Origin of the sequence: Microcoleus sp. AT8-A3, from assembly GCF_036705675.1 — a bacterium.
Classification (GTDB): domain Bacteria; phylum Cyanobacteriota; class Cyanobacteriia; order Cyanobacteriales; family Microcoleaceae; genus Microcoleus.
Genome location: NZ_JAUBVD010000029.1, coordinates 59,871 through 79,028, shown reverse-complemented (window position 1 = coordinate 79,028; position 19,158 = coordinate 59,871). Strand labels below are relative to the sequence as shown.

The 19,158-nt window shown below is 44.2% G+C and carries 21 protein-coding genes, 1 pseudogene and 1 riboswitch; of the genes and pseudogenes, 8 read left to right on the top strand and 14 right to left on the bottom strand.

The annotated features are described in order from the left end of the window. Positions 1 to 76: 76 nt before the first annotated feature. Together QUB51_RS17855 and QUB51_RS17850 are read left to right on the top strand one after the other, a co-directional pair. Positions 77 to 352: pseudogene (locus tag QUB51_RS17855) on the top strand (transposase); the annotation flags it as partial. Positions 353 to 386: 34 nt separating this feature from the next. Beyond that, positions 387 to 1,276, top strand: a protein-coding gene (locus QUB51_RS17850; RefSeq protein WP_333058666.1) for an IS630 family transposase whose coding sequence is annotated in 2 segments (ribosomal slippage) — positions 387 to 912 and positions 912 to 1,276 — 891 coding nt in all. Because the reading frame shifts where the segments join, the coding sequence is not laid out codon by codon here. A 116-nt stretch (positions 1,277 to 1,392) separates the two neighbouring features. Here the strand turns inward: QUB51_RS17850 and QUB51_RS17845 are convergent. After that, positions 1,393 to 1,578 (bottom strand): hypothetical protein, encoded by a 186-nt coding sequence (locus QUB51_RS17845; RefSeq protein WP_333212884.1) that lies wholly within the window; start codon positions 1,576 to 1,578, stop codon positions 1,393 to 1,395. A gap of 383 nt (positions 1,579 to 1,961) precedes the next feature. Between QUB51_RS17845 and QUB51_RS17840 the strand changes: the two genes are divergently transcribed. The 3 genes from QUB51_RS17840 to QUB51_RS17830 all read left to right on the top strand — a co-directional run bounded on the left by QUB51_RS17840 (position 1,962) and on the right by QUB51_RS17830 (position 4,634). Continuing rightward, positions 1,962 to 2,408, top strand: a complete 447-nt coding sequence (locus QUB51_RS17840; protein WP_333056979.1) for a cation transporting ATPase C-terminal domain-containing protein — start codon at positions 1,962 to 1,964, stop codon at positions 2,406 to 2,408. A gap of 721 nt (positions 2,409 to 3,129) precedes the next feature. Further along, entirely contained in the window at positions 3,130 to 3,402 is a 273-nt protein-coding gene (locus QUB51_RS17835) for a hypothetical protein (RefSeq protein WP_333056978.1), read from the top strand. 422 nt (positions 3,403 to 3,824) lie between these two features. Continuing rightward, positions 3,825 to 4,634 carry a glucose 1-dehydrogenase gene (locus QUB51_RS17830; protein ID WP_333056977.1) on the top strand — a complete coding sequence of 270 codons (810 nt, stop codon included), beginning with the start codon at positions 3,825 to 3,827 and terminating at the stop codon, positions 4,632 to 4,634. Between the two features lie 217 nt (positions 4,635 to 4,851). Here the strand turns inward: QUB51_RS17830 and QUB51_RS17825 are convergent, their stop codons facing one another. Then, positions 4,852 to 6,477, bottom strand: coding sequence for a cation:proton antiporter (locus tag QUB51_RS17825; RefSeq protein WP_333056976.1), 1,626 nt, complete (start codon positions 6,475 to 6,477; stop codon positions 4,852 to 4,854). 91 nt (positions 6,478 to 6,568) lie between these two features. Beyond that, a riboswitch (Fluoride riboswitch) is annotated at positions 6,569 to 6,657 on the bottom strand. 469 nt (positions 6,658 to 7,126) lie between these two features. Then, positions 7,127 to 8,137, bottom strand: a complete 1,011-nt coding sequence (locus tag QUB51_RS17820) for a Gfo/Idh/MocA family oxidoreductase (protein ID WP_333262510.1) — start codon at positions 8,135 to 8,137, stop codon at positions 7,127 to 7,129. Positions 8,138 to 8,664: 527 nt separating this feature from the next. Here QUB51_RS17820 and QUB51_RS17815 point away from each other — a divergent pair. Beyond that, the gene (locus QUB51_RS17815) at positions 8,665 to 8,964 is read left to right on the top strand and encodes a ferredoxin (RefSeq protein WP_333056974.1); all 300 of its coding nucleotides are present in this window, start codon (positions 8,665 to 8,667) and stop codon (positions 8,962 to 8,964) included. Between the two features lie 347 nt (positions 8,965 to 9,311). Here the strand turns inward: QUB51_RS17815 and QUB51_RS17810 are convergent, their stop codons facing one another. Then, on the bottom strand, positions 9,312 to 10,967 hold the full coding sequence (locus QUB51_RS17810) for a SpoIID/LytB domain-containing protein (protein WP_333056973.1): 1,656 nt from the start codon (positions 10,965 to 10,967) through the stop codon (positions 9,312 to 9,314). A gap of 209 nt (positions 10,968 to 11,176) precedes the next feature. After that, entirely contained in the window at positions 11,177 to 12,364 is a 1,188-nt protein-coding gene (locus tag QUB51_RS17805) for a M20 family metallopeptidase (RefSeq protein ID WP_333212620.1), read from the bottom strand. A 430-nt stretch (positions 12,365 to 12,794) separates the two neighbouring features. On the opposite strand from QUB51_RS17805, the gene QUB51_RS17800 reads away from it, so the two are divergent. Continuing rightward, positions 12,795 to 14,261: a glycosyltransferase family 87 protein gene (locus QUB51_RS17800; protein ID WP_333262513.1), complete on the top strand. Its 1,467-nt coding sequence runs from the start codon at positions 12,795 to 12,797 to the stop codon at positions 14,259 to 14,261. A gap of 62 nt (positions 14,262 to 14,323) precedes the next feature. Here QUB51_RS17800 and QUB51_RS17795 read toward each other — a convergent pair whose 3' ends face one another. The 5 genes from QUB51_RS17795 to QUB51_RS17775 form a co-directional block, all read right to left on the bottom strand. Next, positions 14,324 to 14,668 carry a ribbon-helix-helix domain-containing protein gene (locus QUB51_RS17795; RefSeq protein ID WP_333262516.1) on the bottom strand — a complete coding sequence of 115 codons (345 nt, stop codon included), beginning with the start codon at positions 14,666 to 14,668 and terminating at the stop codon, positions 14,324 to 14,326. Continuing rightward, positions 14,649 to 14,852: a ribbon-helix-helix domain-containing protein gene (locus QUB51_RS17790; protein WP_015178320.1), complete on the bottom strand. Its 204-nt coding sequence runs from the start codon at positions 14,850 to 14,852 to the stop codon at positions 14,649 to 14,651. Before QUB51_RS17790 ends, QUB51_RS17795 begins: the two co-directional genes overlap by 20 nt. Positions 14,853 to 15,030: 178 nt before the next feature. Continuing rightward, on the bottom strand, positions 15,031 to 15,300 hold the full coding sequence (locus QUB51_RS17785; protein WP_332957635.1) for a ribbon-helix-helix domain-containing protein: 270 nt from the start codon (positions 15,298 to 15,300) through the stop codon (positions 15,031 to 15,033). Beyond that, complete coding sequence (locus QUB51_RS17780) at positions 15,284 to 15,754, bottom strand: GIY-YIG nuclease family protein (RefSeq protein ID WP_333056968.1); 471 nt, start codon at positions 15,752 to 15,754, stop codon at positions 15,284 to 15,286. The genes QUB51_RS17785 and QUB51_RS17780 overlap by 17 nt, the downstream gene beginning before the upstream one ends. Positions 15,755 to 15,793: 39 nt before the next feature. Next, complete coding sequence (locus QUB51_RS17775; RefSeq protein ID WP_333056967.1) at positions 15,794 to 16,018, bottom strand: helix-turn-helix transcriptional regulator; 225 nt, start codon at positions 16,016 to 16,018, stop codon at positions 15,794 to 15,796. A gap of 222 nt (positions 16,019 to 16,240) precedes the next feature. Here QUB51_RS17775 and QUB51_RS17770 point away from each other — a divergent pair, with 222 nt between their 5' ends. Further along, positions 16,241 to 16,474, top strand: coding sequence for a hypothetical protein (locus QUB51_RS17770; RefSeq protein WP_333233378.1), 234 nt, complete (start codon positions 16,241 to 16,243; stop codon positions 16,472 to 16,474). Positions 16,475 to 16,518: 44 nt separating this feature from the next. Here the strand turns inward: QUB51_RS17770 and QUB51_RS17765 are convergent, their stop codons facing one another. From QUB51_RS17765 to QUB51_RS17750, 4 genes are all read right to left on the bottom strand, one after another. Further along, positions 16,519 to 17,289 (bottom strand): DUF3226 domain-containing protein, encoded by a 771-nt coding sequence (locus tag QUB51_RS17765; protein WP_333262519.1) that lies wholly within the window; start codon positions 17,287 to 17,289, stop codon positions 16,519 to 16,521. Then, positions 17,286 to 18,383: an AAA family ATPase gene (locus QUB51_RS17760; RefSeq protein WP_333233381.1), complete on the bottom strand. Its 1,098-nt coding sequence runs from the start codon at positions 18,381 to 18,383 to the stop codon at positions 17,286 to 17,288. Before QUB51_RS17760 ends, QUB51_RS17765 begins: the two co-directional genes overlap by 4 nt. A 202-nt stretch (positions 18,384 to 18,585) precedes the next feature. After that, positions 18,586 to 18,852, bottom strand: coding sequence for a Txe/YoeB family addiction module toxin (locus tag QUB51_RS17755; protein WP_333233383.1), 267 nt, complete (start codon positions 18,850 to 18,852; stop codon positions 18,586 to 18,588). Next, positions 18,849 to 19,073, bottom strand: a complete 225-nt coding sequence (locus tag QUB51_RS17750; protein ID WP_333056962.1) for a hypothetical protein — start codon at positions 19,071 to 19,073, stop codon at positions 18,849 to 18,851. The genes QUB51_RS17755 and QUB51_RS17750 overlap by 4 nt, the downstream gene beginning before the upstream one ends. Between the last annotated feature and the right edge of the window lie 85 nt (positions 19,074 to 19,158).

The following is a 19,158-nucleotide window of genomic DNA, read 5'->3' as shown; positions in this document are numbered from 1 at the left end:
AATTAATAATTAAATGGGGTCGAAAAATTAAAAATAAGGGTAATGCTTGTATCACAGTTTAAATGTGCAACAGCTTAGTTTGAATGCAGAAGGATTTGAAGGATGGTTATCTTTATATTTGTTACCAGATTTAACCAGTCCATCTATATTGATTATGGATCATGCACCCATTCATCGTAAGACGGTCATTAGACTATTGGTTGAGGAGGCAGGTCATCAGATAATATTTTTACCAAAATACTCTCCTGACTTAAATGATATTGAGCATGATTTTAGTGCATTAAAGAGAGCTAAAATGTATGCGTCTCCTAACACATCTCTTGATGAAGTTATTCGTGCTTATTGTGCATGAAGAGTGTCTCATACTTATTTGAAATAACTATAATCTGAGAACGGCGAAAGTACCACAAAAAGTCAAAGATCGAGCAGAAGTAATCAGGTTAAACGCAAATGGCTGGTATGTTGAGAAAATAGCTACTCACTTTAACTGGGCTTCACAAACAGTGAGAGCAGTCTTACATAAATGGGAAGAATTTGGTATAGAAAGCCTTTGGAAAAAACCAGGTCGAGGGGTAAAAGCCAAATGGAAAGAAGAAGATATAGAGTTTTTGTCAGAATGCTTAAAAAAAGAACCACGTACATATAACAGTTTTCAATTAGCTGATAAGTTAGAAAAAGAGCGCTCTATTAAATTAAGTCCCGACCGACTAAGACGGGTACTAAAAAAAAAAGGGATCATTTGGAAAAGAGCTAGTCCAAGTCATAAAGGAAAACAAGACCCCAAACAACGAGCAATAAAGCAATCAGACCTAGATATGCTGGAATTAGCAGCGGCAGCCGGAGAAATCGACTTAAAATATTTAGATGAATCAGGATTTTGTGCGTGGAGTAAAGCAAGTTATACATATTACAAAAAAGTCAACAAAAACGGATACAGCAAACTAAAAATCGAGGTCGTAGATTAAGTATTGTGGGGCTTTTTGAACCTTTAAGTAGCTTTGTATATGGTTTGGTAATTGGAGGTGTTGATCGAAAAGCTTATATTCAGATGATGGAAAAAGAAGCAGAAGAAGCGGCCCAAATGAAACGGATTAGAATTATTGTACAAGACAACGGTCTAATACACCGATGTCAGGAGGTTAAACAGTTGTGGTCAAAGTGGGAAGCTCAGGGTTTATATATTTTTTTCTTGCCTAAATATTGTTCCGAAATGAACCCAATTGAATTAGAGTGGCAACACATTAAAGAAGATGAATTAGCAGCGACATTTGTTTGAGGATGAATTAGAACTCGCCTACGCCGTAATTCATGGAGTAGAAGTTAGAGGAAAAAGAGGAGATTACCCTACACAACGTATTAAATTCAAGTCCAGTCACCCGACTTAATATTTTGTTACATACTTATGGATTTTCCCGCCGACCTACTTATGTAGCCACCGCTAGCTTTCCTGTCTCTTTTTAGTCCTACGCCCTTGGGGCATTCCTTCTGTGCTTGTTTGAAGTAGTCCAGAATCCGCTCGTAACCAACAAGGTAGTCTCCAGTGGTACTTGCCGTGACTGGATTAGACTTTTCGCTCATCTTTCGCTCCCTACTATAAGAATGCCGACTTTGCTTGCTGTAGACAGCGTACAGCAAGTCGCTCGGTATTCGCTCAAATCCAAAACAGGACTTTCAGAGTAGGCACAAAAAATGGCTAGAACAACGTAAAAGCGTCGATTGAGAACTCAGCGCTAATTCAAATCCCACCCTCTCCGTATCCCTTGACTGATAAAGGTTTTAGCGATTAACAAGCTCTAGTTTTTCAGTAATACATACCAAAATGGTATATAAAATGGTATATATACCACAACTGTATATAAAGCATTACAACTGTTGAACTAGCTTGCCTTACCCGTACTTACCGACACCACACTGTGTTTGCACGGGAGCCTAGAGGCCGTAAATTCTCGTTACCTGAGACTATGCAGCGATCGCCCCGCCGTCCCAATGAACCCCTATTAACGAAAAAATTGCTGTGGCGCATCCTGATTATTTCCATCTTCAATCTCATTGCTGTACTTGGAATTTTTGAATTGGCTTCGCAAGCCACAGGTAATATCAATTTGGCTCGGACAATGGCAGTCCATACCATCGTTTCCGCAGAAACCTTTTACTTATTGAGTATTAGCCAATGTATTCCATCTCTGTTTGCGTATTTTAAATATCGCACTCCAGAAATTGCCTTGATTCCTGCGATCGGTGTGGCTTGTGTGTTTATATTTCAAGTTTTCTTTAGCCAGTTGACTTTCATAAACCCGCTATTTGCTACCCAACCGCTTAGTTTTATTCAAGCTCTCATTTGTATCGGTGCAGGGATTCCAGTCATTGTGCCTGCTCTGTTTTTAAAGCGGTTTGCTCCTCTTGCGTAATGTGATAGCGATCGTCACTCTAATTGGCGCGGCTGGAATTTATGCGTTTGAGCGCGAACTTCCTAATCGATCGCCCTATGCGGTTATTTGACAGCAACGCTGCCTACATTTTTTGTGAGTCAGGATGCTGAGAGCGATCGATCAGAAATAGCGGCTACACAATCAATTCAAGCAGTGTCAACCGAAATTACTGCACTGCCAAGGTTCAATCCTGCTTGACGAAAAGGTTTAGACTTGTGAATTGCTAACCTTGGATTTGAGCATGAAGTCGATCGCTCTCGATGCGATACTATAGAATCGATGATGTCTGTCCAATTATAGATCACCTTTTACTCTAAACTCTTCCAAGCGATAGATGATTTTTGATTTTGGGAAATTTACTATAACAATACCCTCTACCCACTCACATAAAACTACTTAAAATAAGGGAAAAAACAAGCCGAATAAATTCATGACAGGGAATCCCAAAAAACTTGATTCAGGATAAATCCTATATTGCACTGTTCAATAGTGCGGACTATTTTTCTAGGACCCAATGGCTAATTTTCTATGACTTTGAGCCCCGGTGGATAATTAAATCAATGTCATCTCCACTCCTGACTTGCATTTAATTCGACTTTCTTATGTTCCTTGCCATCTAAAGCTTGTAGTATCATCCCCAAAAAACCAACTGTATTGAATGTTAACCTGATTCTATTTATTACATTGACACGAGAAACTCATGGAAAACACATTGTTCGATCGCACATTCCGCGACAGCGAAGGTCAAATTGTTATAGCTCAGATGCCAAATCTACCACTGAGTGTCGGGATTATAGCTAGTTTATTAACGCTCATTGTTACAACAGGAAAAGTTAATCTAGGGTTGGATATAGTAGCCTTTGGCTCTTTGTTTACTTGGGCTTGGGAAGAATTGTTTCAAGGCGTTAATTACTTTCGTAGAGCATTAGGTCTGATTGTGCTGCTTGGTCTAATTGCGGGGAAACTTCAATAATTAGGTCAGCATAAATCAAATCAAGAAGGTATATAAGCTGTCACGCATTTAAATTGCATATTCTGGGCGGGATATTAGGCCCACCCCACCCCAAGGGGATTGTTTTGTGACATTCAGTTTAAATGCACAACAGCTTAGCACTGGGAGCATCTCAATGAAAGCAGCCCAGCCCAAAATTGGAGTTTTGAGGCAGGAATTTTGAGGCTCTCTTGCTGCGGGGAAAGAGGAAGAAGGAAGGATCCCGAATAAGTGTTTTTACAAATATGAGATGCTCCCGGACGATCGCGGGGGTGGCGATCGGCATCCTGGATATTGATGAAATGCGTGGGGAAAAGACAGAACAACCTTCTGGTTGATGTAGAAGCCAGTTGGCTTAAGGTTTCGGTTAAGATATTTTGTTGTGAATCTCTGGGAGAGCAATTATGAAAGGTTTAAAGGGAAAAAACGCACTAATTACTGGAGCGAGTTCAGGCATTGGGCAGGCGATCGCCATTCGTCTCGCCCAAGAAGGTTGCAACATTGCCGTTAACTATCGCAAAAGCTTAGAAGAGGCAGAAGATACGGAAGAAATAGCTCTGCAAAAAGCCTGTGGACAAGCATCGGAATGCGGGGTTGAAACCCTATTAGTTCAGGGAGATGTCTCCAAAGAAGACGACATCCTTCGTATGGTGAATACTGTCATTGATAAATTTGGTAGTCTCGATATCCTGATTAATAATGCTGGGATTCAAACAGAAAGCGCATCCCATGAAGTGCCAACCGATGAATTCGATCGTGTGATTGCAGTAAATTTGCGAGGTGCATATCTCTGTGCGCGGGAAACCATTAAGCATCTGTTAGAGCAGCAGCGCCCTGGCGTGATTATCAACATTTCGAGTGTGCATGAAATCATTCCCCGCCCGATGTATATTAGCTATTCCATCAGCAAAGGCGGCATGGGAAATCTGACTAAAACCCTAGCGTTGGAATACGCAAACCGAGGCATCCGTGTCAATGCTATTGCGCCCGGTGCGACGATTACACCGATTAATGAAAGCTGGACGGACAATCCAGAACAAAAGGCAGTAGTGGAAAGCCATATCCCAATGGGACGGGCAGGCACATCGGAGGAAATGGCAGCATCTGTTGCGTTTCTCGTATCAGATGAAGCGGCTTACATTACGGGACAAACGCTCTATATTGATGGTGGATTGACCCTCTATGCTGACTTTCGCGAAGCTTGGTCTGCCTAGACTGACAATGAACCACTTGCCCAGTTGCGGAATGACTGTGAACTGCTCAAATTGAAGGAGAGGTTTGATAATAAAAAATTCTTTTGAATAAATTTAGGCTCGCTGCGATCGAGCCTAAATCGGGGTTAAATAACGCCTTGATTATGAACCGCAGAGGGCGCAGAGGACACAGAGAGGGGAGAAGAGGATCGAGGGGATATAAAACCCATATTTGGGATTACTTGTAACTAGATTCTACCAAGATGACAGGAAGAGGACTGGTTTCTAATACGGCTTGAGAAACTGAACCTACTAGCACTTGTTCCCAAGGTTGATGCCCTCGTTTTCCGATCGCAATATATGTCACTTGCCGAGCTTGCGCCACGCGGATAATCTCCTCTGGCACTGTACCAGAAAGACTCAGGAACTCATAGCGAATATCTGATAAGATTCGTTGTGCTTGTTGTTGTAATTGGGCGATCGCCTTTTTATCTCCCAGGTTATCCACATACAAAACAATCACATCCCCGTCACTGCGCCGAGCTAAGTCTGCCGCCTTAGTTAAAACATCTGTTGTTAGGGGAGAATTGTCTACGGCGGCGAGAAAAACTGGACGGCCGGAAATCGCTACTTTGGTCGGGTCAACTTCGCCTTTTTCTAATAGTTTGGGAGCAAAGGTAGGAATTGCCCAAGCACCCAAGGGAGCCGTTACTAAAATTGAGAGGGCTGCGATCGCCAAAATCGTCTCGCCACCAGCAATGCCCTGAGCTAGGGGAATCGCCCCAATTGCCGCCTGTACCGTTGCCTTAGCCGAATTTCCTGCTAGCAGAAACAGCCGTTCTTTCCCAGTCCAATTACTACCCAAGGTGGAAAGATACCAACCGAGCGATCGCCCAATCAGAGTCCCAATCGCCAACACCAACAAACCAACCAGCAAGGTATTGCCTAATACATTAAGTTGAATACTTGCTCCCAGCAGCACAAACAAAATAATTTCCGCGATCGTCCACAAACTATCAAACCCACCCCGTAATCTTCGTGCTAAAGGCGCATCCAACTCAATCAGGAAAAACCCCGCCCCCATGACAGCTAAATAGCCAGAGAAAACCGGAATATGTTCGGCTGATACTACCAGCCCTAGGGCAAAGCCAGCAGCCACTAGGGAGTCCTGAACCGCAGTTTGAGTCCAGTTTTGCTTGACTAATAGTGCCACCAAAATTCGAGCACTCACCCATCCCAACAGCACCCCCAAGGTAATTTGGATGATGATTTGAAATGGCAGTAATTGCAGAGGGCTGAGGGTGATTCCTCCGAGTAAGGTAATGGCTGTAGCTTTCCCTTGGGACAGAAAAGCTAGCAGTAGGCTAAACACCAGCAACAGCAATACATCTGACAAGGCACTTCCCGTCAGAATTGCATCGGGAATTCCTTTTTTTACTCCCCAACCAAGACTTTTTAACCGCAGCATTCCGGGAACAATTACTGCTGGAGATTCTGCGCCAATGATGCAGCCTAGCAGTAGCCCCGTCAAAAAATCAAACTGAAGTAGCCACATCGCAGCGACAGCAATAGAGATAGCCTCGCAAGCAGCAGGCAGAAAGCCTAATCGCAGCGCCACGGTTCCCTGTTGGGATAGCTTTTCGCGATCGAGTCCTAACCCCGCCTTCATCAAAATCACCATCACGGCTATGGTGCGAAGAGAATTCGCTGCGCCCAAAACCTCTGGGCTAATGACATTCCCCAGTTGCGGGCCTAATAAAATGCCCACCAGCACCATACCTACGAGTGCTGGAGCTTTCAGCCGTCGAGCAATCTGCCCGACAAAAAAGCCCATTAATAAAATCCAGATTATACTTTCTAACATCACGCCACCTTAAATTTGAATCGATGAAGGTGACTTGTAGGGGAAAGATCGATCGAGGCATCCGCACCATCCTACCCTTCCGCCACAAGTCGGAACAGTAGGAGCCATCAGCCTTTTAAACGTTATGAAGATTATTAATAACGAAGGGCGGTTTCGGCGAGCTCCATCGCCATCATTACTTTTATACCACTATTGAAGCTGATATTCCATTTCCGTGCCTCCCGGAATGCCTATCCTTGTTCATAAACTTCGACAGTTTGAATCCATCTTTTTGGGATGGAAACTAGCTCAGCTCCTGGAAGGATTGCTATAGCAATCCTTCCAGGAGTCGTACAAAAATTTAGGGGTAATGCCTTTCTTTGCCTACCCGGCATCATGGGGGCAACCACGAGGGGTTTGCCTCTAGGAATGAGAATTAAATAACTTAGAATTTTGATGGTTCTTGTGGGATGGGCGTCCCGCCCGTCCAGAAAGGGCGGGCTATAAGAGCCCAACCCACTTTCAAGAGTGTAAATTATTTAATTCGCGATCCCTACAAGAATTACACAAATGATGCGAGGATTGCTATAGGTAATTGAGAAGGGTGCAATATCTCAGTTATATTGGATTTTTACCCAAATTAAATAACCTTCTTTTTCCTAGCTTTTTATTAATTTATAAGTGCGATAGTTTGTCGAGTTTCGCTCGATCGCCTCGCAGCATCTGCCACCTTCAAAGCGTACAAACTACTGGCATTATTCACGTACAAAGGCGTACCGTTTGACAAATATTCCAACACCATATCGGTGTCTTTGGCAAACAAGCCGCGCCGCGTTCCTACTTTGAGGTTGCGCCGATTTTCTCCCTGAATAAATTGACCGGATTCAGGAGTGAAAACCAGCGTTCCTGCTTCACCGTAGATAGTAAAAATGTTTTCCGACTGCCAAAAAGTCTCTCCTTTTCCATAAACAGCTTCAGCGACAACGCCATTGGCAAAGCGCAACTGTGCGTTGCACAAACAAGCTTTGTAGAAATCCGGCTGACTGTCCCAAAATTGAGCTTGACAGTTAACGCTTGCCACTTCCCCGAACAAATCAGTAAATCGGTGCAGTCGCGAAATTGCACCAACTAACGGAAAGCCAAAGAGGGAATGTTGATAAGTCCACCGCTGCGGCGCTGGATGTTGAGGAGTAATAGTAATGTAGCGGGCGTAAAAAACTTTACCGATTAAGGGCAAAGATTCTTTGATTGAGGAGTGCAAACCGCCTAAGAGTTCGATGTGTTCGATGTGGAGGAGTTTTTGCTTTTGGGCTGCAAGTTCGATCGCCCTTTCTGCTTCAGATACGTCTAAAGATAGAGGATATTCCACCACAACGTGCTTGTCATTTTCGAGCGCGGCCAGGACGATCGCCCCGTGATCCCGGTTCACCGTACAGACAATCACCAAATCTAAATCGTCTCTTTCTACCAGCTTGCGCCAGGAAACCGCAGCTTCTGCCCCGAAGCCTTGACAAAAGGCTGCGGTTTTTTCCGGGGAGTGGCCCGCAACAGCTACCAAGTGCGATCGCCCATCAGCTTGAATTGTCTGGGCCCTCAACTTAGCGGCAAAACCAGTACCCACAATCCCCACGCGAATAGGAGAATTAACTGAAAAACCAAAGCGAGTATCAATATTAGTCATGGGATTTGAGATTTAAGATTTTAGATAGTTACAGACTTGCGGTGCAGGGGTTTAGGGGTTCTATGGCCCCGATTTTAACCTGTGGTTGTGGTGCGATTTATGGGATCGAGCCTTCAACACCCAAGTCTTGATGTCGATCTAACTATACATTTCACCGCCGGCAGGGACTTGCCTTGCAGCAAGTCTTGCTGAAACTCGATCGACACAGCGCATACCCACAACCCGGTTTTTGTGCTGTAGGGCTCAAAACAGGATTTTTCCTAGAAACCGGATTAATTCGCGCAAGTCTTGCGGCAACAGTATCACAAGGCTGAACCCAAGATAGGTATAAGTAATCAAGATGAAATTAGAAAAAGTTATAACTAATCCCATTCAAATGTTTTGTAAATAAGTGTGTCAACCTCCCTTATATCCCCTAATATCATAGAGGGAACGAACCTAATACCTAACCTCAAAGCTAATAGAGCCTTGAAGGTTGCATTAGGAAAAATTATCAATCTTGTTGAATTTTTGAGAGGATTTAGTGCATGGCAACTTATAAAGTTACCCTCATCAGCGAAGCCGAAGGAATTAACCAGACCATTGACGTTGATGACGATACTTACATTCTTGATGCTGCTGAAGAAGCAGGACTCGACCTCCCCTACTCTTGCCGCGCTGGAGCTTGCTCCACCTGCGCCGGCAAAATTACCAAAGGCGAAGTTGACCAATCCGACCAATCTTTCTTGGACGACGACCAAATCGAAGCTGGATTTGTCCTCACCTGCGTCGCCTATCCCAAGTCTGACTGTACGATCGAAACTCACAAAGAAGAAGAGCTCTACTAAGAAAGGACGCTCTGCGTGATACCCTAAGAAACCCGGTTGCTCGTTTCCAGAATTAAGAAGCTGAAATACGGCAATTATTTTAAGAAACCGGGTTTCGGTGTCTAACACTGCAACAAAGCCGCCAGCAGTCTCTCACTCCCATCTATGAATTCGTAGCTGTTTGAGCAGATAGCTGGCCCAATAATTTTAGATTTTAGATGGCCGATTTTAGATTAACTGTGAAACCAATCTAGAATCCAAAGTCTAAAATCTAAAAGTTTTACGGCTAATATTTAGTCTGGCGTGGCGCGAAATTTATTTGTGTAGTGGCGATTTAACTCGCCGACTCTTAGGCAGACTTCGATCGCCTATTCGCGCCAAAATGTAATGTTATCGCTAAGCGGGACAACTTGGGCGCCGGGAAAATAAAAGCCCAGAATTTGAGATCCATTCCAGCCCAAATTAGCCAAATTGTAAGAACCAGTCTGACTCATTCCCACGCCGTGTCCAAAACCGCCTCCGACAAAAGCATAACCATTGAGAGTTTTGTCTGGATTGTAAATTGGTTCTAGGTAAAAAAGCGTGCTAATCGGCGGGTAAAAAGCATTGCGAATCTCGTCTTTGTCGATATCAATCGGGCCCAAGTCAGTTTGAACCTTCATTTTCAAAACTCGACCTGCGGGCGACCTTTCTACCACTTCCACCTGAGTGACAGTTTTCAAATTAGCCATCGGGTGCTGTTTCTTCTGAAGATACTGTTTGAGAAATCCAGCAATCGCGGTCAAAGAAGCGGGTTCGCGCCACCGAAATGTGTCTTCTTTTTCCTCATTAAACCCTTTTTCCAAACTGATAAAGCGGCGGAAATTGTTTTCGTCAGACAAACTCTGCTTGGACAAATCCCACACCTTATTAGGGGAATCGACGATCGATCGCAAATATGGACGTTCCGCGCCCTGCCACACATCGTTAAAAGAGGCTGTCACGCCGCCGCTAGACGCGGAATAGAGCGCGTCTACTAGCTGATTTTCGTAAGTTAGCACCAAACCGCTCGTTTGGGCGATCGCCTTATCACTTTGCGGGTAAACCTCCGTCAAACCCTTATAAACTTGACAGTTAACATCAGCGCACAACTCATAATTATCCACAGCAAACCGGCGCAAATTTCTCAGGGCGTAGGTTCTCGCCAAAATAGTTTGAGCGACAATCGAAGCGTAAGGCGAAAAAGCCCCAATTTCGTGAGGAACAACACCCCGCAAATAAGTTTCCGTCAGCACTTCATTCACCAAAGTATAAGTGCCGTAAGCATTTTTTTGCAGGCGCAAATTCCCACCATAACGGCGAGTTTGTTGAATAGCTTTTTCTGGTTCAATAGCTGTCGCCTCTTGGGTAGTTTGTTCCAATACCTCAATCACATTTTTACCGGCCGTCACATCCAACTCATTGCGGTTGAAACGAAAGCCGTTTAAAACCCAAAAAGCCTGGGGTATTTGCTTCAAAACTTTGGAATCCAAAAAAGCTGTTGTGTTCCCTTGAGCTTGCAAACTTTGCAACAGCCAGCGCCGCACCAAAGGAGAGTTGTAAATATCTCTTTTTGCCCAAACTTGCCAGCGAAAAGGTTGAGCAATTTCTACCTCAATTCCCTGGGCGCGCCACTGATTAGCGCTGTCTTCCGCACTCTCGAAACTGCGGTGAGAACTTAGTACCACTCGTTCTTCTACTAAGGGCGTTTCCAGCGGTTTCGGGGCTATTTCTAACTTGACGCTAGCAGCAGTTTTGGTTTCTATGCCTTGAGGAGTTTTGTAACGCAAAGTTAAGCTGTCGCCCGGTAATGCTTTCAGCGTCAGTTTGTCGGTTGCTTTGGTGCCAAACCGCTGCACCACGCCGATTTTGATGGGTCTATTTTGGGGACTTTGGGCGTATCCCGCAGCGCTGAAAAGAGGTAACAGGCACAATGCGGTGAAAACAGTCCTAGAAATGCAGCTAAACCATTTGTAATTGGGAGTTGGAGGTGCTTGAGCGAACACGGTTATCTGTCTCGCGATAGTTGAAATTGGGGGATTTTTGATTGTAGGTTAGCACATTTAGCGACTGCTATAGGGGAATTGCGGAAGATAAGGTGGTTTGGTTGCCAGAATTCTGTTAAGCAGCTAGGCGCAAATAAACTTTACATCAAGCAATTTTGAGCTATTACCCACCCCACAATCTTATTACGGGTAATTCAATGAAAGCGAGTTTACCTACTTGCTTGCTGTTTCCAATATTGGTAGGCGGCATAGGCCAAGGTGACAGCGCCGGTGACAATAGCCGCTTCATCAACCTCAAATTGCGGGTGATGGAGGGGATAGTTCGGTTTGTCAGTCAGTCCCACTCCTAAGCGAAACATGGTTCCCGGTGCGTGTTCTAAGTACATCGAAAAATCTTCCGCGCCGAGGGATGGTTCTGGTAAAATCTGGACGCGCGATCGACCTAAAGCTTCTAAAGCCGCAGTTTCGACTAATTGCGTGAGTTTGGGGTCGTTTTGGACTCCGGGCACGCCGCGCTTGTAGGTGAGTTCGTACTTAGCGCCGTAAGTCGCGCAAACGCTGGAAACAATTTGTTCGATCCAAGCCGGCAGTTTTTCGTGGGTTTCTGGATGCAGCGATCGCACGGTTCCCAGCAATTTTACTCGATCGGCAATCACGTTCGGCGCTCGTCCGCCGTTAATTTGCCCGATCGTCAAAACCAGTGGCCTCAAAGGATTTTGCGTGCGGCTAATTGCCTGCTGCAAAGTGGTAATTATCTGAGAAGCAATCCAAATTGCGTCGATCGCCTCGTGGGGACGCGCACCGTGGCCGGATTCGCCCATCACAATCAATTCTAGGTCATCTGCCGCCGCCGTCAGGGCCCCGTGGCGGATACCGACGCAACCGCCGGGAATCGTCGGAAAAACGTGCACTCCGAGGATGCCGTCAACATCTTGCATCGCCCCGTCTTTAATCATCCATTGAGCACCTTGGGCAATCTCTTCCGCCGGCTGAAACAAGAAGCGGACGTTACCGGGCAATTTTTCCTCTAGCTGAGACAATATCATTGCTGCGCCCAAACCGACGGTGGTGTGGATGTCGTGGCCGCAGGCGTGCATGACTCCCTCGTTGCGGGAGGCAAATTCTAAGTTAGTGCGTTCTTGAATCGGCAAAGCGTCCATATCGGTGCGAATTGCCAGCCACCGGGACTCGCTGCTGTTGCCTTTGAGTTCGCCGAGCACTCCTGTTTTGCCGATTCCTTCGATCGCGCGGACTCCGCTGGATGCGAGAACTCCGGCTACGTAGGCGGCGGTTTGATATTCTTGGCCGCTGAGTTCGGGGTGGGAGTGGATGTGGCGGCGTATTTCGATTAAGCGGGGTGCTAGGGTGGCGGCTAATTCTTGGATGCGGGGAAGCATGAATTTTGTTGGGGAGTGCGGTACAAGTTGTAGTCAACTAGGTTAACGCATATGTTTGGGGGTGAACAGGGTTATAAGGGGCTAAAGTGCGATCGGGCTTTTGGATGGCAATGCTATTTCGTTTGTGAATAGGATTTTTTTTTAACCGCAGAGGGCGCAGAGGACGCAGAGAATAGAGAGGAAAGAGAGTTAGGTTGAAACCAGGAATAAACGTCTATATTCTAGGTTCAAAGGCTGATTTTTAGTTAATAATATGATGTCCGGTCGAGCAACCGCGATTTTTGTAGGGGCGGGTTCACCAACAATACCTGTTAATAATTTACTATCTCAAAAACCCGCCCCGACCGGGATATTAGGGTCGATGGATCGGACATGAGATAATTTCTGGTTGTGATATCATCAAATAGTAATTTTATCAAAATTATGACCTATGATTAGCTTGGGATTCTGGAATATAATTATTATAATTACCGTCGCTTTTTTCCTTAAATTTAATTGGCGATTAGATAGCGAAAAAACTGCATGGCAAGGTTCTTTGTTTTTCAAACATCCTTCGAGCCAAAGGTTGACTCAGTTTTTTCGTCAACCTATCGTTAACTTTATTTTGCAAGCAGTTATTGTATTAGTTCTCACCCGATTTCTCTGTTATACCGGTTGGTTGGTTTACAATCTGACTACTAGGCCCGATCCGCCTTACTGGGATTTTAAGTGGTTTTATGTGGCGAGTAGATTAGCCCATCAGCATTTGAGTCCCTTTAATGTGGAGGTGTTTAACAGCGGTTTCTGTAGCATCACAAAAGTGTGTGGGTTTATTCCTTCTTTTGTTTATCCACCTAATATCATTCCTCCGCTGTGGTTTTTGGGCTATTTCCCGATGAAGACTGCATTCACAATCTGGATTTGGCTGCATCTTATTGCCACAGGTTTTGTTTTATGGGGAGCGAATATTTTGTTGGAGTCCCACTCACGAGCTTTTAGGACTATTTGTAGTATATCAGTTGCATTCCTCTACGGTTTTGTCTTCGATCTTCAAGTTGGCAATGTGGCAACTTTTATTGCGGTTCTGCTGTTATGGATGTTTATTTATGCTAGAAATGATCGGGATATAATTGCAGGACTTTTCTTAGGAATTGCCCTTTTTAAACCAACTTTAGTTATATTGTTTCTTCCTTATTTTTTAATCAAAAGACGGTTTCAGCTAGTTTTTATATCTATAGTCACGGTAACTGTTTTGGCAGTTATAGGTCTAGCTGTAACGGGCAATTCTTTAACAGGATTTATACAGGATGCGACTCGTGGATTTCCACTCTGGCTCAACGATCCATCGAATAATGCTTATATTTCTATGAGTCGCCTTGATTTAAGGGTTATGGGGCCGAGATTTTTCCCCGATAGTCCCTTCGTGGCGAAGCTATTTTCTGACTTGATTGTTCTGGTGCTAGTTGGTTTAGTGTGTTGGTATTTTTACAAAAAACAATCTCGCAATGCTTGGTCAAAAAAGGTTGACTTATCTGAAATGGTGCTAATTTCTACTTTGAGTATTGCTATCAACTATTCTCAGCCCACCAGTTCTGTGATGTTAGCACCGGCGGTGGTTTTTTTGCTGAATGATTTATGTTTTCAGATTAAAAATTGTGCCTTCTCTAGGCAAAGAATGTCGGTTTGGTTATTGGGCGTTGGCTGTGTCATGGTGCAAACCGCAGTGATTCATGGCGGGCTGTTGGTGTTTCTAGGAAAGCGGTGGAACTGGAAGGGGGGGGAATTGCCTTATTTGTTTAAAGTAACTATTTTTTCACTACCGAGTTATGCGATTTTAGGTCTTACGTTAAGTGTTTTAGTCTTAGCAATTACCTCTCTTCGTCAAAAACAGGTTCCTGAATTTGACCTACAGAACTGAAGCAGGAAGTAGACATTTCTCTCTTCTCTTCCTCTGTGCTCTCTGCGTCCTCTGCGGTTAAATCATCCAGAGTCGCTGTCGATTTTCTGTTGCTGCGATCGATCGTCGCTTTGAATTCTCCCCTCAGATTTAGCCTCATCTACTGCTTCTTGAATTAATGTCAACACCATATTCGAGACCGGCCGATAATGCGATTTGGCTAACCGCTCTAGGTCTGCTTTAAGTTCTTCTGGAAGATATACAACTATTCTGGGGAGTTTTGCTGGCAAGGCTGTTATTTGTGCTTTTACTGCCCTATTGTACCTTACCGCGTCACCGTCCAAAACAAAGTACACGGCAGGACACGCAGGCAGTTGAGAGCGATCGCCCGCAGTGGTAGTTGGTAGTTTAATCGTCTTTGGATTCATTAAACTTGCCTTCCTTCTGCGCTCTTTCGAGTCCTTCTTCCACCAAAAGTAATGCCATTTGGGAAATCGAACGACGCTCAATACTCGCCAGTTTTTCTAACTTCTCCTTGATTTCGGGTGGCGGGTAAAAGGCAACTCTAGGAGATTTTGCAGGACTCACATTGTTTGGGGGTAGCGTGTTCACGATGTCATTTTAGCTGACTGCAAATTTTTTAGAAAAACTTTAATCCAAGGTAGCACACCACAATCTAGTTTAGGCTAAAGTAATCTAAACACCCAAAAACCAAACCCCACTCCAACACAAAATCAACGGCCCGACAGGTTGGCAGTTGAGAATGACTCATCAGCGTAGACATCAAAGGTTAATTGCTGCTGGGTTCATCTTCTGTAGTCTTTTTAGCCAAGTAAGCATCTACAGCTTCAGAGACAATCCGACTTACCAGATTGCTGACTGTCCGGTCTTCTTTCTTGGCCCAATCTTCCAAGACGTTGTAGGCGTTTGGAGGAACGTAGCTGGTGACTCGTTTTAGGTTTTTTGCTGGCAAGTTAGGCAACTGGGAATTTACTTCATAGATCGATCGTACTTTCTTTGTACGCCTCTTTGGTGTCGCCCCTTCAGGTGTTTGACTCATCCCGTTTCGCCTGGGCTTGCTCTTGCTCTTGACACCAGTTTTCTATTAGTTGACCTCCGACGCTGCTCATATCCCTTTCCGCACGAACGCACAAGGCTTTGAACCTGATCTTCAATGCCTTGGGAATTACAAGTTTGATGGTGTCTTCTTCGCCTCCAACCCTTGTTTGGTTAAGAGATGGCTGGAAGTGTTCAATCAAGGCTTTTTCAATAGCTACCAGCAGACTAGCATCGCTGCATTCGAGCCAAGCAATCCGAATATTACCGCTCATTACCTTTAGCTGATACCAGCGATGATGTGCTAGCCAACGCTGTTGAAGGTTCCTAGTCCTGCCAATATACAAAACCGCGTCACCGTCTAAAACGAAGTATACGGCAGGACAGGCTGGAAGTTGAGAGCGATCGGCCAATGGCAGTGAGGGTAGAGTTAGTGGCTTAATCGTATTTGGATTCATGAACCTCCATTCCTGCTGCGCTCTAATGTGTTAATTATGTCATTTTAAGCCATCGGGATTGTCCTCCTCGTAAACCATTAAGTCCCCAGGCTGACAGTTCAGTGCTCTGCACAAAGCGCTGAGAGTGGCTTCGTCAATTCTCGTGAGTCGGCGGCGGGTTTTGAGTCTAGAAAAGGAAGTTGGGTGCATTCCAATTAAAGCAGCCAACTCTTTATTGCTGATATTACGCTCGGCCATCACAACTGCCAATTTCCAACGGATCACTACTGACTCTCAACTGCTAGCCATGATATTGCAAGCTGATGTTAGCATTCCGTAACCTTCACTACCCGCTAATTAACCGCTGCGGTTAATTATTTATCTGGAACAGTTGACTAATTGCAGAAAATGAACTAGACTCAGGATGTACAAACGGAAAAGCGATCGCCCCTGGCCTGGAAAACTTGAGGGCGATCGCAATTCCACTATTCGTGTAATTCAAAGTCTATGATATCACAGCCAAAGTCAGTTCCCGAACTACTCCGGGAAGAAATTCCTGACGTACCTCAAGGTAAGCAACCGATTCGTTTGCTGTTGTGTGGCGTTCCCAAAGCGGTAAACAGCATCGTTAATCTGTTGCACGTTTTAGGTTTTGCAGAAGTTGGGGAATGGAGCCCGCCTCTACCATCGCCGATAGCGGGTGAGGTGATTCGGATTTTAACCCGTTACTGGAAAGAGTAATTGTTGAGGGCGATCGCACTTTTTTTGTGAAGTGCGATCGTCCCTTAACTCACTTCCAAAAGTTGCCTCAAAAATTCAATAAAATTTGCCAAAGCAGGAACCTGCTGTTGCGTCTGTTCGCTCACCCAATTATTATCAGCAATACTTGTTGTATTAGTCTTCCCAGGTTTGAGAACGCTGACAACAGTAGCAACTAAAGCTTTTTCGGGATCGAAATTTTTCCATTTTAAAGATTTTCTCTCTGACTCAGAAAACTCATTTAGATAAGAACTAGCTTTCTCCATGTACGCGGGATAAGCTATCTGTCCGCACTCACAGAGCAAAGTATCCAACACACCGGGCGAAGCGTTATCTGGCAAAACATAGACTCCTGTACGCGGGCTATTAGTATTTACAACACCAGGGCGAGCGGGAAAATTAGGAAAATAACTTCGGAATTTGTTAGCATATGGTTCGGCTATGCGATCGGGAGTTGATTTGTCGCAATCGGCAACTATCCCGAAGGCTGCCAAGTTTGTCTGATACTCATAATTTGTGAATAAAATGTCATCCAAATTAGTCACAAGATTGCTTCCTTCACCTGCATAAATTGCTACAGAGATAGTATCATTAAACAGAATAGAAGGCATATCAAGACGTTTGTACAAGTTTCCTTTCTTGGGATAAACGGGAATAAACTTGCGCCAGAAGGGGTCTAACTGAGACTCTAATCCTTTCAACTCTTCCCGCAAATCTTTGAAATTCAAAAGCTTGAGAACCTTGCCTGTAAAGGCCTGATCGTGTGGCCCTTCTACTCCAATAATGGCGTATTTCACACGCGCACCTCCTGACCCAAATCCTCCCGCAATCTTTGCAATCTTTCCCGTTCAATTCTAACTGCTTTAGTTTGTGACTCGTGTTTCTCTAAACGATAAAGAACTAAGTCCGTCTCCGTATCGCTAGCATCCAACATCGCATCAACTGTTTCTAAACTGTGAGTAGTTGCAAATAACTGAACATTCATTTGCTTGCACCACTGCACAATCCACGCAAATGAACTGCGAAGTGCTTCAGTATGAATTGCTGTTTCTATCTCATCAATTAGCAAAACTCCACCTCTGACTTTTGTCAGGGTTAGAGCAATAAATAGCAAGCGACGTACTCCATCACCAAAAGAACTTAATGGTGAAATTCCCACTTGTTTGTGGTCAATATAGAGACTGCTACGATTGCCGCCATGCGAGAGAATCACTAAATCAATAATTCCTGAATCCATCACTTGCAATAGCTTAATCACTTCCGGCTTAAAACGCTGAAAAATAGCTTCTGACAGCAAGCCAACTTGTGACTGTTCTATGCGGTGAGAAAAAGGTGTCACAGTATCAACTGACAGCATTGCATCTGAGCGAATTCGCCGATTAGTTAAACGCTCATTTTCCCAAATTTCAAAAAATTCAGATAATTCATTTGGTGAATCCGATATAATAGCTTTTAGCTCTATTTCTGCACCTCGCAGAGTATTATCAAATCCAAGATCGTCTGAGGATTGACTTTCGTCATCTTCCGATAATTCCACTCCCTCAATTTCTTGGTAAATTGCCCTCGACTCTCTCACTAAAAACTTACCATTACCAGAAACACGAGTTTCCATTGGGTAAAAATCCAATTGTTCTTCTTCTTTATTTTGAGGAAACAGCCATTGTAGTGCCTCCAGTCTTGGCTTGCGAGAATATTTGATTTCTCGCCGCCACGATGTGTTCAGCCATTCCAGGGGATCTAAGGGGCGACAATAGGTTGATATCGCCTCTAAAACACTGGTTTTACCTGAGTTATTTCCACCAACCAATATGTTGATTTGACCCAAGTCCTGCAAGGTTAAATCTCGCAGGCCTCGGAACCGATGAATGGTTAAATTGTCAAGGTGTTTCATAATTATGATTTAGGCATTTCAACTGAGATGCTTCGTTTCTCTCAGCATGACACATCGGCTTTGCCTAAGTCCCGATCGCCTTATGACTTGGGCGTATAAGTCGATCGCACTTGCAACTCCTTCAACTGCTTCTCATCCACACCAGACGGCGCATTTGTCAGCAAACAACCCGCCTGCTGCCTCTTCGGAAACGCAATCACATCTATTCAGTGTAATGATACTTACAAGCCGCGATCGCAATTTCTTGATCTGTAACTTGGTAAACTAAACGATGTTCGTTATCAATGCGCCTAGACCAAAAACCACTTAACTCGTATTTCAGAGGTTCAGGTTTTCCCAATCCTTCAAACGGTGAGCGGTCTATATCTTTAATCAATTCTACAATTTTGCGATAAATCTTTTTGTCTAATTTTGCCCATTCATTAAAATCTGCAAAAGCAGAAGATTCAAAAACAATTCTTCTGCTCATTGCAAATTCTGTAAGTTAACTTCAACTAAATTTTGCCGCTCGTTAACATTTTCAATAGCTTTTAAAAGTCTATTTTTGTTGACTTCGGATTTCAAAAGATATTCTGTTTCATCACACTCAGAAACAATTATTTCAATCTCTTTATCTCCAAAAGTCGCCTTGATTTGTTCTAAAAAATGATGATTGATTTCGCTGGCTTTTAAACGATAAACTGTTGACATCGTTTTTACCTATTTTCGATTATGCTAATTATAGCGTTTTTAGTCTAAAGACCTGGAATGTAACTCTAGCATACAGTATCAGCCA